Annotated in this window: 12 protein-coding genes; 4 read left to right on the top strand and 8 right to left on the bottom strand. The window is 70.7% G+C overall.

From position 1 onward, the window contains the following. Positions 1–67 precede the first annotated feature (67 nt). A complete protein-coding gene (locus tag ACWDR3_RS13435; RefSeq protein WP_450352627.1) occupies positions 68–1,096 on the bottom strand; it encodes an alpha/beta fold hydrolase in 1,029 nt (342 codons plus the stop codon). Between the two features lie 207 nt (positions 1,097–1,303). On the opposite strand from ACWDR3_RS13435, the gene ACWDR3_RS13430 reads away from it, so the two are divergent. Then, complete coding sequence (locus tag ACWDR3_RS13430; protein ID WP_450352626.1) at positions 1,304–1,537, top strand: hypothetical protein; 234 nt, start codon at positions 1,304–1,306, stop codon at positions 1,535–1,537. Positions 1,538–1,556: 19 nt separating this feature from the next. Here the strand turns inward: ACWDR3_RS13430 and ACWDR3_RS13425 are convergent, their stop codons facing one another. Both ACWDR3_RS13425 and ACWDR3_RS13420 read right to left on the bottom strand, forming a co-directional pair. Next, entirely contained in the window at positions 1,557–2,243 is a 687-nt protein-coding gene (locus ACWDR3_RS13425) for a 4'-phosphopantetheinyl transferase family protein (protein ID WP_450352625.1), read from the bottom strand. Next, positions 2,240–3,127: a metallophosphoesterase family protein gene (locus ACWDR3_RS13420; protein WP_450352624.1), complete on the bottom strand. Its 888-nt coding sequence runs from the start codon at positions 3,125–3,127 to the stop codon at positions 2,240–2,242. Before ACWDR3_RS13420 ends, ACWDR3_RS13425 begins: the two co-directional genes overlap by 4 nt. A gap of 312 nt (positions 3,128–3,439) precedes the next feature. Here ACWDR3_RS13420 and ACWDR3_RS13415 point away from each other — a divergent pair, with 312 nt between their 5' ends. Together ACWDR3_RS13415 and ACWDR3_RS13410 are read left to right on the top strand one after the other, a co-directional pair. Further along, a complete protein-coding gene (locus tag ACWDR3_RS13415) occupies positions 3,440–4,591 on the top strand; it encodes an ATP-grasp domain-containing protein (protein WP_450352623.1) in 1,152 nt (383 codons plus the stop codon). 205 nt (positions 4,592–4,796) lie between these two features. Beyond that, positions 4,797–6,476, top strand: coding sequence for a carbohydrate binding domain-containing protein (locus ACWDR3_RS13410; RefSeq protein WP_450352622.1), 1,680 nt, complete (start codon positions 4,797–4,799; stop codon positions 6,474–6,476). 53 nt (positions 6,477–6,529) lie between these two features. Here ACWDR3_RS13410 and ACWDR3_RS13405 read toward each other — a convergent pair whose 3' ends face one another. From ACWDR3_RS13405 to ACWDR3_RS13385, 5 genes are all read right to left on the bottom strand, one after another. Continuing rightward, complete coding sequence (locus ACWDR3_RS13405) at positions 6,530–7,435, bottom strand: sulfotransferase family protein (RefSeq protein ID WP_450352621.1); 906 nt, start codon at positions 7,433–7,435, stop codon at positions 6,530–6,532. 192 nt (positions 7,436–7,627) lie between these two features. Next, positions 7,628–8,878: an alpha-L-fucosidase gene (locus tag ACWDR3_RS13400; RefSeq protein ID WP_450352620.1), complete on the bottom strand. Its 1,251-nt coding sequence runs from the start codon at positions 8,876–8,878 to the stop codon at positions 7,628–7,630. A 2-nt stretch (positions 8,879–8,880) separates the two neighbouring features. Further along, a complete protein-coding gene (locus ACWDR3_RS13395) occupies positions 8,881–11,934 on the bottom strand; it encodes an alpha-mannosidase (RefSeq protein WP_450352619.1) in 3,054 nt (1,017 codons plus the stop codon). Between the two features lie 44 nt (positions 11,935–11,978). Then, positions 11,979–13,316: a 6-phospho-beta-glucosidase gene (locus tag ACWDR3_RS13390; RefSeq protein WP_450352618.1), complete on the bottom strand. Its 1,338-nt coding sequence runs from the start codon at positions 13,314–13,316 to the stop codon at positions 11,979–11,981. Then, a complete protein-coding gene (locus tag ACWDR3_RS13385; RefSeq protein WP_124001918.1) occupies positions 13,313–14,077 on the bottom strand; it encodes a DeoR/GlpR family DNA-binding transcription regulator in 765 nt (254 codons plus the stop codon). The genes ACWDR3_RS13390 and ACWDR3_RS13385 overlap by 4 nt, the downstream gene beginning before the upstream one ends. Positions 14,078–14,206: 129 nt before the next feature. Here ACWDR3_RS13385 and ACWDR3_RS13380 point away from each other — a divergent pair, with 129 nt between their 5' ends. Then, a complete protein-coding gene (locus ACWDR3_RS13380; protein ID WP_450352617.1) occupies positions 14,207–15,265 on the top strand; it encodes a carbohydrate kinase family protein in 1,059 nt (352 codons plus the stop codon). The last annotated feature ends 17 nt before the right edge of the window (positions 15,266–15,282 follow it).

The raw sequence follows: 15,282 nt of genomic DNA, 5'->3' as shown, positions 1-15,282 counted from the left end.
TCACCCTGCGCACCGGCACTCGCAATCGCACCCGCTCACTGGCACCCGCATCCGCATCCGCACACCGTCACGTGGCACTGCGCTCACTCGCCTCCCGCAGATCCGCCTCCGCCGCCCGGCCGTACGCCGTGTCCGTGTCCGGCTGTCCCTCGCAGAGCAGCTCCCGCCAGTGCTCGCGGCTCCAGTCGGCCGGATCCGTGGTCCGGGTGAACTCCTCGACCAGCGACACGAATCGCCCGGGATCGCTGTGGAAGGGGAAGTGCCCGGCGCCCTCGAAGATCTCCAGGCGGCTGCCCGGCATCGCCTCGTGCGCCCCGTACGCGTGCCGCACCGGCACCACGCTGTCCCGGTCGCCCCACAGCAGCATGGTCGGCATGCCCTCGGTCAGATAGCACCGGTCGAGCATGGTGACGACCTGCCCGCGCCAGTCGACGACCGCGCGCAGGCTACGTACGAAGGCATTGCGCGCGGTCTCGTCGGGCAGGGCGTCGACCAGCGTCAGCCACTCGCCGGCGTCCTGCCCCAGGTCGGTGTTCAGCAGCTTCATCAGCCGTATCGTCAGGCCGACTTGGAGCCGCATCCCCGGCAGCCGCAGGGACGACAGCATGAGATGCGCGCCCGGCAGCGAGACCAGCCGCAGCAGGGGGTTGACCTCGCACCCCACACCTCCGGCGCTCACCAGGATGAGCCGCTCGGTGCGCTCGGGGAACTGGTAGGCGAACTGCATCGCCACTCCCCCGCCCAGCGAGTGCCCGACCAGGGTGGCCGACTCGATGCCGAGGGCCGTCAACAGGTCCCGCACCCCGTTGGCGTACGCGGCCACCGAGTAGTCGGCGCGGGGCTTGTCGGAAGCGCCGTGGCCGAGCAGGTCGGGCGCGATGACGGTGTGGGTGCGGGCGAGGTCGGGGATCAGTTCGGTCCAGGTCGCCGACGAGTCGCCGATGCCGTGGATGAGGACCAGCGCGGGCCCTTCGCCGGCCATGCGGAAGGCGCGCCGGTAGCCGTGCACGACGCGGTACCGCAGTTCGAGTTCGTCGTCGCCCACCGGACGCAGCCGTACGGCGCGCACCGGGCGCCGACGCGGGACGTCGACCACGCGTTCGCCTCCCGTTCCATGACCGTGCGGAACACGGCCGAAAGCTCTTTCTCCCAGCGTAGGACTGCTTTCCCACAAGGGATTTCGGGGACGTTTCGCCTCCGCTAAGCGGGCGAACCGGAAGGCGGCGAAACCCGATTGTCAGTGGTGGACGGCAAGCTTGGGACGAGCGACCGACGACGCCGATCCAGAAGGAGCCGCCCGATGATGCCCACCGCCGTTCTGACCGACCGCGAGCGCACCGCCGTGCAGGCCTACATGCGACTGCTGCACACCGTGCGAGCCGCCTTCGACGCCGACGGCCCGCCGGAGACCCACCGACCACCCGTCGTCCCGCCCGCCGTCCTGGCGGAGGCGGAACGGGCGCTGGCGGACGCCGGGTTGCAGGGCAACGAGGAGGAGTTCTTCCGACTGCTGCAGAGCTGGTGCCCCGGCGGCTAGGAGCCGTCGTGACCGCGGTTCAGGTGGTGGCGTGCGGCACGCTGATCGCCGTCGCCACCAGGCCGCGCTGGACTGTCCAGCGGCCCTCGAAGTGGCTGACGCGCCGTCGGCCGACCAGCGGGCCCGGCACGAGCAGTTCGGCGCGGAAGGTGCCGTGCAGGGGTTCGCCGGGGTCGAGGAAGACCTCGATGTCGGCCTCGGTGAACTCCAGCCACTGCCCGGTGAGGGGGAACCACGCCTTGTAGACGGACTCCTTGGCGCTGAACAGCAGCCGGTCCCAGTGGACGCCGGGGCGCTCCTGGGCCAGCGCCCGCAGCCGGACCGCCTCCGCGGGCAGGGACACGGCGTCCAGGACTCCCTCGGGGAGCGGCCCGTGGGGTTCGGCGTCGATGCCGAGGGAGGCGAGGTCGCCGGCGCGGACGAGGGCGGCGGCGCAGTAGCCGTCGCAGTGGGTCATGCTGCCGACCAGTCCGGCGGGCCAGCCTGGTGCGCCACGCTCGCCGGGCAGCAAGGGCCCCGGGGGCACACCGAGCTTCTCCATGGCGCGGCGCGCGCAGGCGCGGACCAGGGCGAACTCGCGGCGGCGCTTGGCGACGGCCCGCTCCACCACCGCCGCCTCCTCCGGGTACAGCGGGGCGGGTTCGCTCCCGTCGTCGCCGAGCACTTCCACGGCGACCACCTCGGGCGGCAGCAGCTCCTCGATCACCGGGTCCCGACCTCCTTCGACACGTCCGACGCGCCCGGGTCGTACGGCAGAATCCGCCGCAGCCTGCCCGGCGGCTGCGACCGCTTGCGCCACTCCCGCGGATAGCCGACCGACACCTCCTCGAAGCGGATGCCCTCGTGCCAGGTGGTGCGCGGGATGTGCAGGTGTCCGTAGACCATGGTCGCGACCCGGAACCGGCGGTGCCAGTCGGCGGTGAGCTCGGTGCCGCACCACATGGCGAACTCGGGGTGCCACAGGACGTCGGTGGGGTGCCGGTCCAGCGGGTAGTGGTTGACGAGGACCGTGGGCAGGTCGTCGGGGATCTCGGCGAGCCGGCGTTCGGTCTCGGCGACCCGGGCCCGACACCAGGCCTCGCGGCTCGGGAACGGGTCGGGGTGCAGGAGGTACTCGTCGTTGCAGACGATGCCGGTCTTGTACGCGTACTCCAGCCCCTGTGCCTTGGTGACACAGCCGGCCGGCAGGAACGAGTAGTCGTACAGCAGGAAGAGCGGGGCCACGGCGACCGGGCCGCCGGGTCCTTCCCAGACGGGATACGGGTCCTCCGGGGTGGTCACGCCCAGTTCCCGGCACATGGTGACCAGGTGCTCGTAGCGGGCGGTGCCGCGCAGGGTGACGGGGTCCTTGGGGTGGGTCCACAGCTCGTGGTTGCCGGGCGCCCAGACCACCTTGCGGAAGCGGCTCGCGAGGGTCTTCAGCGCCCAGCGGATGTCGGCCACGCTCTCGGAGACGTCGCCGGCCACGAGCAGCCAGTCCTCGTCGGTGTCCGGCCGCATCTCCTCGACGAGGGCGCGGTTCTCGGCGTATCCGATGTGCAGGTCACTGATGGCCAGCAGCTGTCCGGCACCACCGGCCGTCGACGTCACCTCGCGCCCCCTCCGCAGACCGGCGCGTCCCACGCGCACCGGTCGGGACCACGACAACATATTCGCGGCGCCCCGACAAGGCGGTCCGGCGCGGACCCGGTCGACGTGCGCGGAACTCCTGATCCGGGTGGGCATGATCGGAAAATCCGTAACACGTACGTTGCACGCGGCACCCTTTCGAAGCCGTATGATCGCCCCAACACCACCGCCACGAACTTCCCTTCACACAGGGCTGGTTTGGCGACCCTTCCTCCTCCCTGCCCGGGCACGGGCCTGCTTTGCCCTGCCCGCGAACCGTGAAAGGCGGCCTGCATGGTCTCTCGCGTACGCGTCTGGCTCAACCGCACGTACGCGGAGAACGTGTTCTTCATGGATCAGCTGCGGCGAAATCCCAGCGATCGCGCCGTCGAGATCCATGCGACGCACGGGGACGCGGACTCTCCCGTGCTGGCCGCCGCCGACACCGCCGAACTGGAGCCCGCGGGCCTGTCCCCGGCCGCCTACGTCGAGTTCGCGCTCGACCAGTGCCAGCGCCGTGGCATCGATGTCTTCGTGCCCCGGCTGCACCAGTCGGCGATCGTCGCGCACCGCGCCGACTTCGAGTCGGTCGGCACCGCACTGCTGGCCCCGCCGCCCGAGGCGGTCGCCGTCTTCCACGACAAGGTGATCGCCTACGAGGCCGTGCAGGCGATCGGCGTGCCCGTGCCGTCGTGGTTCCGTGTCCGCAACGCCGACGAACTCCTCGCCGCCGTCGAGGAGTTGGAGGCCGACGGACACAAGGCGTGCTTCAAGCCGGCGTCCGGTGCGGGCGGGGTGGGCTTCCGGGTCATCACGCGTACGCCGTTCTCGATGATGCATCTGACCGGGTTCCCGAGCTCGTACGTGCCGCTGGATCTGGTGCTCGGCGCGCTCAAGGAGACCGACGAGCCGGTCGACTGGCTGGTGATGCCGCGTCTTGAGGAGCCGGAGGTGTCGGTGGACTGCCTCACCGGTCCCGACAACCGGGTGCGGCTGGCGATCGGCCGGACGAAGAACGGTCGGCGGCGCGGGTTCACGCTGCACGAGCAGTGGCTGGAGCCGGCACGGCGGATCGCGGAGGGCTTCGGGCTGCACTATCTGTCCAACATCCAGTTCCGGATGTTCGGTGACCGCCCGGTGCTGATGGACGTCAACACACGGCCCGCCGGCGGGCTGCACCAGCTGTCGCTGTGCGGGGTCAACGCCCCTTGGGCGGCTGTGCAGTTGGCGCTCGGCGAGGACCCGGGCGAAATCGTCCCGCCGTTCCTCGGCCAGGACTACACGGTGGTGTCCGGGCCGCGTCAGCTGCGCCCGCGGTCGGTGTCGCACCAGCGGCTGGACGAGGACGAGCAGGCGCCTCTGCCGGCGATGCCCGCGCAGCAGCCGGCCGAGTCCGTCGAGGTCGCCCCGCAGTCGGCCGGCAGCCACGCGGGCGCGTCCTTCTAGGACCTGCCCGGCGGAGCGCGCTCGGGACGCCGGGGATACCCGGCGGATCACGCCCGGACGAACAACTTCATACCGGTCTGGACCAATCGCACCGCAGCACCTTGACACCGCGATTGGTCCATACCAACTTGGGTGACGCACCCCGCTCTGCTCGGTACTCCCGAGTCTGCACTCCCGAACATCCCCATTACTTCAGGGAGATCGCGTGCGTAACCCACTCAGACGTCCCGAACGTCGACTCCTCGCACTCCTCGGCACCGCCGCTCTCGCGCTCGCCGGAGCCGTCGCCCTGCCGACCACGGCCGAAGCGGCCAACATCCTCCCCAACCCCGGCTTCGAGTCGGGTGCTCTCTCCCCCTGGACCTGCACCGGCAACCTGGGCTCGGTCGTCTCCTCCCCCGTCCACGGGGGCACCAAAGCCCTTCAGGGCGCGGTGAGTTCGAGCGACATCGCGCAGTGCAGCCAGACCGTCGCGGTCCAGCCGAACACGACGTACGCGCTGACCGGTTGGGTCCGCGGCTCCTACGTCTACCTCGGCGTGAACGGCGGCGCCTCGACGTGGACCACGTCCCCGTCGGCGTACAGCCAGTTGAGCGTCTCCTTCACCACCGGCGCCTCGCAGACCAGCGCGACGATCTACACGCACGGCTGGTACGCGCAGGGCACCTACTACGCCGACGACATCAGCCTGGACGGGCCCGGCGGCAGCAACGACACCCAGGCGCCCACGACACCCGGCGCGCTCAGCTCCACCGGCAAGACCTCGTCGAGCGTGTCGCTGAAGTGGAACGCCTCGACGGACAACGTAGGTGTCACGGCCTACGACATCTACGCCGGCTCCAGTCAGGTGCTCAGCGTCTCCAGTACGACGGCGACGGTCAGCGGGCTCTCGCCCAGCACCGCCTACACCTTCACCGTCCGGGCGCGTGACGCGGCCGGCAACTCCTCGGCGGCCTCCAACTCCGTGAGCGTCACGACGGACGCGGGCACCGGCACCCCCACCGGGTTCAAGCAGGCCGCGCCCTACCTCTTCGAGGGCTGGGGCGACCCGCCGAGCCCGACCACGGTGATGGCCGCGACCGGCGTCAAGTGGTTCACGATGGCCTTCGTGCTGGACTCCGGCGGCTGCAACCCCGCCTGGGACGGCCAGCGGGCGCTGACCGGCGGCGTCGACCAGACCGCGATCAACCAGATCCGCTCGGCCGGCGGTGACATCGTCCCGTCGTTCGGCGGCTGGCAGGGCAGCAAGCTCGGCGCCAACTGCTCCTCCGCGAGCGCGCTGGCCGGAGCGATCCAGAAGGTGATCGACGCCTACGGGCTCAAGGCCGTCGACATGGACATCGAGAACACCGACGAGTTCGAGAACGAGGCCACGCAGGCGAAGATCCTCACCGCCCTGAAGACGGTCAAGGCCAACAACCCCGGCCTCAAGACCATCGTCACCTTCGGGACGTCGACCACCGGGCCGACCTACTACGGCAACCGGCTCATCGAGCAGGCCCAGTCGCTCGGCGCGAACATCGACGTCTTCACCATCATGCCGTTCGACTTCGGCGGCGGCGCGGACATGTACGGCAACACCGTCAACGCGGCGGAGGGCCTGAAGACCAAGCTGAAGTCGACGTTCGGCTGGGACGACGCCACCGCGTACTCCCACATCGGCATCTCGGGCATGAACGGCCTGTCCGACCAGCAGGAGAACACCACGCCCGCGATCTGGACCCAGATCAAGGACTGGTCGAACAGTCACCACATCGCCCGTCTCGCGTTCTGGGCGGTCAACCGCGACCGGCCGTGCCCGGGCGGCGGCGTGGTGAGCAACTGCTCCGGCATCAGCCAGAACACCTGGCAGTTCACCTCGATCACGGCCGGCTTCACCGGCTAGTCCGTCAGGAGAACGGACAGTCCGTCAAGAGATCGGACGCGTGGGGGTGCCCGCTAGCCCGGGTACCCCCACGCCTTCGCCAACTCCACGAGCCTCGGCGGCAGTTCGGCCGTGGCGTCGGCGGGTCTGGCGGGCTGGATGCGGCCCGACTTGATGGTGCTGGACCAGTCGCCGAGCTGGGGGCGGAAGGTCCCGTGGTCCTTGCTGCCGTAGTCCAGCATGGCGGGCTCCCAGGCGACCCCGAGGTGGTCGCACAGCCCGCGCGTGACCCGCTCCGGGTCGGCGGTGAGGTCCTCGTACGTGATGACGTGGGCGGCGTCGAGACCCTGCCGGGCCTCCTCCAACTTCTCGGCGTAGCACAGGACTTCGGCGCGGATGGCCTCGTGGTCCGGGTCCTTGCGGCGGTCGGTGAGGGACGCGACGATCGCGCCGGGGTGCCGCAGCAACAGGATGTAGCGGGCGTCGGGCCAACATCGGTGCAGGCGCGGCCAGATGAGGGTGTTGGGCGGGGTCTTGTCGACGATGACGTCCTTGCCGCTGCGGGTGAGTTCCAGGTGCAGCACCCGGTCCCACAGCATGTGCTCCAGCTCGTCCTTGTCGAGTTGGAGGGCCTGCATCGCGTCCGCGCTGAACGTGCGGCTCAGGTCGACGTGCAGGGTGCGCAGATGCATCTCGTGCGGGGCGCGGATCCGGCTGTGGCTGTTGAGCAGGACCCGCAGCAGCGTCGACCCCGAGCGGACCGAGGAGAGCACGAAGACCGGCGACTCGACCAGCCGCGGTGCGCACGGGGCGGTGTACGACGACGTGGCCGAACTCTTCGTGGCCGTCGGGTTCTTGGGGGCGGAGCGGGGCGCGGGCATCGCGTCCAGGCTCCGCCGCGGCGGGCTCACCGCCTCGGCCATGAGGCGTCCCCGGCGCCTGAGGCCCTTCCCTATCGCGGACATTCGCGGGTCGCGCACGCTCACACCTTTCTCTCGCCTTACCGGCGCATCTCAGGCGCGGCAGGCGAACTCCAGGTGTCCAAAAAAGGAACACCCCTGGCCAGAGGAGCCTAAATGCGGCCCTTGACCAGGGGACTTACCGTTCTCTTAATTCTCCATGGGAATCAGCACGCCGGGAGAATCAGAACCTCCCGGCGCCCCGGTGCAGCTTCAGAACCGCCCGGCACCCCGGTACAGCTCCAGCTCCCCGTCCAGCTCGACCGCGAGCACGGTGGCGTACGGGTCGAGGTCCGCCGCGCCGGGCGGGTCGATCCACACCACGCCGACGGCCTCGTGCAGGCCGCCGACCACCCGGTGGGCGAGTTCCGTGCCACTGCCGAGCACACTCACGCGGCGGACCTTCGTGGCCAGCCCCCGTACCCCGATCTCGGCGCGCGGGGCGTCGAACAGCGTGAGGTAGAGGGTCCGGCCGTCGGCGGACAGCGTGCTGGGCCCGTAGTGGTGCCCGGCCGGCAGTCCGCGCACGGTCCCGTACACGGCCTCGGAGTGCTTGCGGATCCACTCCCCCAGCCCCTCCAGCCGCTCGACCTGCGGCTGCGGGATGGTGCCGTCCTCCATCGGGCCGACGTCGAGCAGCAGGTTGCCGCCGCCACCGATGGTCTCGGTGAAGTAGCGGACGAGCTGCGCGAGCGACTTGTGGTTGTGGTCGTGGTGCTGGAAGCCCCACGAGTCGTTGATCGTCAGGCACAGCTCCCACGGGCCGTCCGGCGGCACGATGGGGGCGCCCTGCTCGGGGGTGGCGTAGTCGCCCTCGCTGAGCATGCGCGCGTTGAAGACGACATCCGGCGTGTACGACCGGATGAGCGCGGCCAGCTCGGGGATCCGCCACTGCTCCTCGCTGCGGTCCCACTCGCCGTCGAACCACATCAGGTCGGGGCGGTACCGAGAGGCCAGTTCGCGGATCTGGCCGTCGCGGTAGACGAGGAAGCGTTCCCAGGCCGCCAGGTCCTCGTGCTCGGCGGCGACCTCGGAGTAGCGGTTGTCCTCCTGCTCCGGCGGGCGGCCCGGCTTGCGCGTGGAGGCGTAGTCGGGGTGGTTCCAGTCGGAGTGCGAGTAGTAGAAGCCGACCTTGAGGTCCTTCTCGCGCAGCGCCTCGGCATAGCCGGTCAGATAGTCCCGGCCGAGGTTGAGGTCGCCGAACTCCGTGTCCCACAGGGCGACTCCGTCGTGGTGACGGCTCGTCAGGACCGCGTACTTCGCGCCCGCCCGGGCGAACAGGTCCGCCCAGGCGCGCGGGTCGTACTTGGCGCCGGTGAAGCGCTCCAGCTGGGACATGTACCGGTCGTGCGGCACGATGTCGTCGTAGAACGACCAGGACTCCTGGACGCCGTCGACGGCATAGATGCCCCAGTGCACGAAGATCCCCAACTTGGCGTCGGTGAACCAGGGTTGCATGGCCAAGGTCAGCTCACCCCGGCCCGCTTCAGGCGCAGCGTGAGGATCTGGAAGGGGCGCAGCTCGACCAGGACACCGCCATCCTCGACGGAGGCAGTCTCCAGGGGTCGCTCCAGGAGGTCGGTCACCTCGGCGCCCGCGAGCGGGAAGCCGGGGCGCAGGACGCCCTGGGCACGGCCGCCGCGGGACTCGTAGAGCCGCACCACGACATCGCCGGACTCGTCGTCGGCGAGCTTGACCGCCTCGACGGTGACGCCGTCGCCGGTCACCGAGACGACCGGCTCCGGGGTGCCCGCCGAATCGGCGATGCGCAGCGGGAGGTTGAGGGCGTACCCCTCGGCGACCGCGTCCTCGATGCTCGCGCCGGGCAGCAGTGCGTAGGTGAAGCGGTGGCGGCCCTGGTCGGCCCCGGGGTCCGGGACGCGCGGGGCGCGGACGAGGGAGAGGCGGACCGTGGTGGTCGTACCGCCGTCCTCGCGGACCGTGCGGGAGACGTCGTGGCCGTAGGTCGAGTCGTTGATGACGGCGACGCCGTAGCCGGGCTCGCCGATGTGCACCCAGCGGTGGCCGGAGACCTCGAAACGGGCCGCCTCCCAGCTGGTGTTGGTGTGCGTGGGCCGCTGGACGTGGCCGAAGGCGATCTCCGCGGAGGAGTGCGGGGCGCGGATGTCGACGGGGAAGCCGGCCTTGAGGAACTTCTCGGCCTCGTGCCAGTCGATGTCCGTCTCGAAGTCGATCCGGGGGCTGCCCGCGCGGACCGTGATCGTCTGGGTGATCTTCGAGCCCTTGCCGAAGGAGCGCGTGACGCGGATCGAGCCGAGCAGCGGGTCCTCGTCGGCGATCTCGACGGAGTCGGCGTCCAGCAGGTCCGTGTAGCGGTTCTTGTAGTGCTTGTCGACGTCCCAGGCGTCCCAGTAGTTCGGGAGGTCGGTGTGCAGACGCAGCAAGTTGCCCTGTTCGGCGAGGACTTCACGGCCGCCCGCGCGCAGGTCGCGCACGGAGGAGAGCGTGCCGTCCTCGGCGACCTCGACGCGGATCAGGCCGTTGTCGAGGACGCGGCCCGTGACGGTCACCGGCTGCGGGGGCTCGGCGTCGGTGAGGGGCGCGCTGCCGCTGCCCGGGACCTCGACGTACGCGGCGACACCCGCGGCCGTCCGCACGACCTCGGCGCGGTCGAAGGGGCCGGCGTTGAACACCCGGGTCCCGTCGGCGCCCAGCGCGGCCACCGCCTCGGCGGTCAGCACCTCCACCTCCTGTGCCACCCGCGCGTATTCGGCCTCGGCCTCGCGGTGCACCCAGGCGATCGAGGAGCCCGGCAGGATGTCGTGGAACTGGTGCAGCAGGACCGTCTTCCACAGGCGGTCGAGCTTCTCGTACGGGTAGGCGTAGTCCGGTGCGTGCAGGACGGCCGTGGTCGCCCACAACTCGGCCTCGCGGAGCTTGTGTTCGCTGCGCCGGTTGCCCTGCTTGGTGCGGGCCTGCGAGGTGTAGGTGGCGCGGTGCAGCTCCAGGTAGAGCTCGCCGACCCAGACGGGGGCGTCCGGGTACTCCTCGCGGGCCTTGGCGAAGAAGGCGTCGGGGTGCTCGATCTCGACCTTCGCGGAGCCCTCCAGATCCTTCAACCGGCGGGCGCGCTCCATGATTTCGCGGGTCGGGCCGCCACCGCCGTCGCCCCAGCCGAAGGGGGCCAGGGAGCGGGTGGCGTTGCCCTTCTCCTGGTAGTTGCGGACCGCGCGGGACATCTCCTCGCCGCTGAAGCGGGCGTTGTAGGTGTCGACCGGCGGGAAGTGGGTGAAGATGCGGGTGCCGTCGATGCCCTCCCACCAGAAGGTGTGGTGGGGGAACTTGTTGGTCTGGTTCCAGGAGATCTTCTGCGTGAGGAACCAGTCGTTGCCCGCGAGCTTGGCGAGCTGCGGGTAGGCCGCGTTGTAGCCGAAGGAGTCGGGCAGCCAGACGCCCTTGGTCTCGACGCCGAAGTGCTCGATGAAGAACCGCTTGCCGTGGATGAGTTGACGGGCGACGGCCTCGCCGCCGGGCAGGTTGCCGTCGGCCTCGACCCACATGCCGCCGACCGGCGCCCACTGGCCCTTCTTGACGGACTCCTGGATGCGGGCCCAGACCTGCGGGTAGTTGTCGCGGACCCACTCGTACTGCTGGGCCTGCGAGCAGGCGAAGATGAAGTCCTCGTACTCGTCGGCCAGCGAGGTGACGTTGGAGAAGGTGCGGGAGGTCTTGCGCTTGGTCTCGCGGATCGGCCAGAGCCAGGCGGAGTCGATGTGCGCGTGGCCGACGCCGGAGACGATGTGCGCGCTGGCGTTGGCGGGCTTGGCGAGCACGGGCGCCAGGGCCTCGCGCACGGCCACGGCCGAGCCGGCGATGTCGTCCAGGTCGAGCAGGTCCATGGCGCGGTCGAGGGCGTGCATGATCTCGTGCCGGCGCGGGTCGTGCTCGCCCAGCTCCAGCATGAGCTCGCGCAGCACCTGGATGTCGAGGTCGAGGTGGAAGACGTTCTCGTCGAGGACGGCGAGGTCGGCGCGCTTGAAGGTGTAGAGCGGCTTGTCGCCCGCGGTGAGGACGTCACCGAGCGGGGTCGGCGCCGCGAAGTCGTTGGCGAGGATGTCGGGGTTGGAGGCGGCCTCGACCAGGTAGTCGATCTGCTCCCCGCCGACCGCCGGGTTGGCGATCGCCACGTACTGGTTGAGCGGGTTGACCGCCTTCAGCGGTGTCCCGTCGGTCAGATGGACCAGCGCCTCGGCCTGGTTGCCGGGCCAGTCGCCCACGAAGCCGAGGTCGATGACCGACTCGACGCGCTTCCCGGCCCACTCCGCGGGCACCTGCCCGCGCATCCGGAACCAGGTCGTCCCCCACGGCGGACCCCAGGGGGTCTCCATCGCGAAGGGCTCGTACGGAGCGGCGGACGCCTCCTCGAAGGGCACCGGCTCGCCCGGCGCCTGCCAGGCCTCCACCTCGAAGGGGACGGAGGCGGCGTAGATCGCGGGCTTGATGCGCTGGTTGTGGAGGCGCTCGACGCGCTCCTCGATCCGGCGGCGTTCGTCGTGCATGGAAGTCTCCAGAAGAAGGATGGAAAGCGCTTTCCGGCGGTCGGCTACTTAAGATACGCCAGGCCCGGGTGGACCCCGGTGTACCCCTCGACGAGCCGACGGGCCACGTTGACCGAGTCGACGAGCGGATGCAGCGCGAACGCCTTCACGGCGGTGGCGCGGGACCCGGACTCGGCGGCGGCGAGCACCTCGCGCTCGACCGCCTTCACCGCGCAGACCAGGCCGGTGGCGTGGTCGGGCAGCGGGTCCACCGTGACCGGGTGGGCGCCGTTGGCGTCGACCAGGCAGGGGACCTCGATGACGGCTTCCCCGTCCAGGGCGGAGAGGGTGCCGGCGTTGCGGACGTTGAGGATCAGGGTGGTGCGCTCGTCGCGGGCGATGGCCCGCATCAGCGCCAGGGCGACCTTCTCGTAGCCGCCGGACAGGTCGTCGGCGTCGCGCTCGCCGGCGCCCGCGGTCTCGCGGTTCTCGGCCATGTAGGTGGCCTCGCGCTCGGCGCGGGTGGACTCCCAGGCGGCCAGCGCGCGGGCGCCGGGGTCGCGCATCCCGTCGTAGAAGCTCGCCTGCTGGTCGCGCAGGAAGGCGCCGCGGGTCTTCTCCACCTGCTGGTAGGAGCGGACGGCCTCGCGGTTGAAGTAGTAGTAGTGCAGGTACTCGTTCGGGATCGCGCCGAGGGACTGGAGCCAGTCGACGCCGAAGAGCTTGCCCTCCTCGAAGGAGCCGAGCAGGTCGGGGTCGGCGAGCAGCCGGGGCAGTTCGTCGCGCCCGGCGATCTTCAGGCCGCGGACCCAGCCGAGGTGGTTGAGACCGACGTAGTCGATCCACGCCTCCTTCGGGTTGCCGCCGAGAACACGGGCGATACGGCGGCCGAGGCCGACCGGGGAGTCGCAGATGCCGATGACACGGTCGCCGAGGTGGCGGGACATGGCCTCGGTGACCAGGCCCGCGGGGTTGGTGAAGTTGATGACCCAGGCGTCGGGCGCGAGGCGTGCCACGCGGCGGGCGATGTCCTCGGCGACCGGCACGGTGCGCAGTCCGTAGGCGATGCCGCCCGCGCCCACCGTCTCCTGACCGAGCACGCCCTCGGCGAGCGCCACCCGCTCGTCGTTCGCCCGGCCTTCCAGGCCGCCGACGCGGATCGCGGAGAAGACGAAGTCGGCGCCGCGCAGTGCCTCGTCGAGGTCGGTCGTCGCGGTCACCTCCGGGGCGTCCGGCACGGCCGCGGCCTGTTCGGCCAGGACCCGGGTCACCGCCGAGAGGCGGCCCGCGTCCAGGTCGTGCAGCACCACCTGGGTGACCCGGCCCTCGGCATGGTCCGTCAGGAGCGCCCCGTACACGAGCGGGACCCGGAATCCGCCGCCGCCCAGAATCGTCAGCTTCACGCCTGCACCTTTCCTGCCAGCACGATCTCGACGCCCGCCTCCTCGAAGGAGGAGCGGGTCGCCGCGTCGACCGGCGCGTTCGTCACCACCACGTCCAGGTCCTCGGGACCGCAGACCTTCGCCATGCCCGTGCCCGGGAACTTCGCCTGGTCGGCGAGGAGGACGACCCGGTCGCTCGCCTGGATCATGGCTCGCTTGACCGGCACCTCGACGACCGTCGTGTCCATCACCTGCCCACCGGGGCGCACTCCACTGGTGCCGAGGAAGAGCCAGTCGGCATGGAGCTGGCGCAGGTTGTCCTCGGTGAGGAAACCGACCAGGGAGCGGTACTCGCGGCGGACCATGCCGCCGAGCAGGACCAGCTCGATGCCCTCGTCGTCGGCGAGTTCCTCGTAGACCACCAGGTTGCTGGTGATCACGGTGAGGCGGCGGCCGTGCAGCTGCCGGGCCAGGCGGTAGGCGGTGGTGCCGATGTCGAGCAGCACCGACTGACCGTCCTTGACCATGGCCGCGCCGCGCGCCGCTATCGCGTCCTTCTCGGCCACCCGTACCTCGGCGACCTCGGCGAAGGGCTGGTCGCCCTCCTCGGCCACGGCGCCGCCGTGGACCCGGGTGAGCAGACCGTCCTCCTCCAGCTTGAGCAGGTCTCGCCTGATCGTGGCCGGGCTCACGCCCAGCTGCTCGGAGAGATCGGTCACGGCCGCGGGGCCGCCGGAGCGAAGGGCCCGCAGGATGAGTTGATGTCGTCGTTCCGCCAGCACGCGCTGAACACTACTCGTCATCTTCAATCATTTCTATGCTCAGTTCTGCTCGACTATTGACCAATCTCGCAGCGGGGCGCACGATTCCCTGCATCGAATTTGAAGAGTTCTGACGAGAGGACCGCCTTCGTGTCCGAGGACCACGATCGGCCCGACGTGCTGCTGACAGGGCTGCTCTTCTACGACCTGGTCCTGACCGGTCTCGGCAAGCCCCCGACGCCCGGTGAGGAGATCTGGACGGCCGGCATGGGCTGCGGCCCCGGCGGCATCGCCAACCTGGCGGTCGCCGCGTCCCGGTTCGGCCTGCGCACCTCGCTGGCCACGGTCTTCGGCGACGACTTCTACGGCGCCTACTGCCATGAGGTCCTCGCCGGTCAGGAAGGCGTCGACCTCTCGCTCTCCCGCGTCGCGGACGGCTGGCCCACCCCCGTCACCGTCTCCCTCGCGCACGGCCACGACCGGGCCCTGGTCACCCACGGCCAGGAACCGCCGTACTCGCAGGACGCGCTGATGGGCGACCCGCCCGAGGCGCGCACCGCACTCGTGCACATCGAGGCGGAGCCCCGGGCCTGGCTCGCCAAGGCCGCGGCGAACGGCACGCAGATCTACGCCGACGTCGGCTGGGACCCCACCCAGCAGTGGTCCTCGGACCTGCTCGACCAGCTCTCGCTGTGCCACGCCTTCCTCCCCAACGAGACCGAGGCGATGGCCTACACCCGCACCGACAGCGCGGTGGCGGCCCTCGGCACGCTCTCCGAGCTGGTCCCGGTGGCCGTGGTCACGCGCGGCGGCGACGGCGCGGTGGCCGTCGACCAGACCACCGGCGAGTACGCGGAGGTTCCGGCCCTGGACGTCGACGTCCTCGACGCGACGGGCGCCGGTGACGTCTTCGGTGCGAGCTTCGTGACCGCCTCGCTGGCAGGCTGGCCGCTGGCCGAGCGGCTGCGGTTCGCCGTGCTGTCGGCCGGACTGTCGGTCCAGCACCACGGCGGGGCGCTCGCGGCACCCGGCTGGTACGGCGTCGACCGCTGGTGGCGCTCGCTGACCGACCCGGACCTCAAGCGGGCGTACGGCTTCCTGGCGGACCGGCTGCCGGCGGACGTCGGCCCGCCGGTGCGCCACGCCCCGGTCACCCCGCCGGCCCGGCACGACCCCTTCCCCCCACGCGACACCGCACGGCAGCACTGATCCCCAACGCCCCCCAC

It is taken from the genome of Streptomyces sp. NPDC001002, from assembly GCF_053599215.1.
Note: the sequence above shows the minus strand (reverse complement) of the source record. Positions and strands in the feature narration are given on the sequence as shown.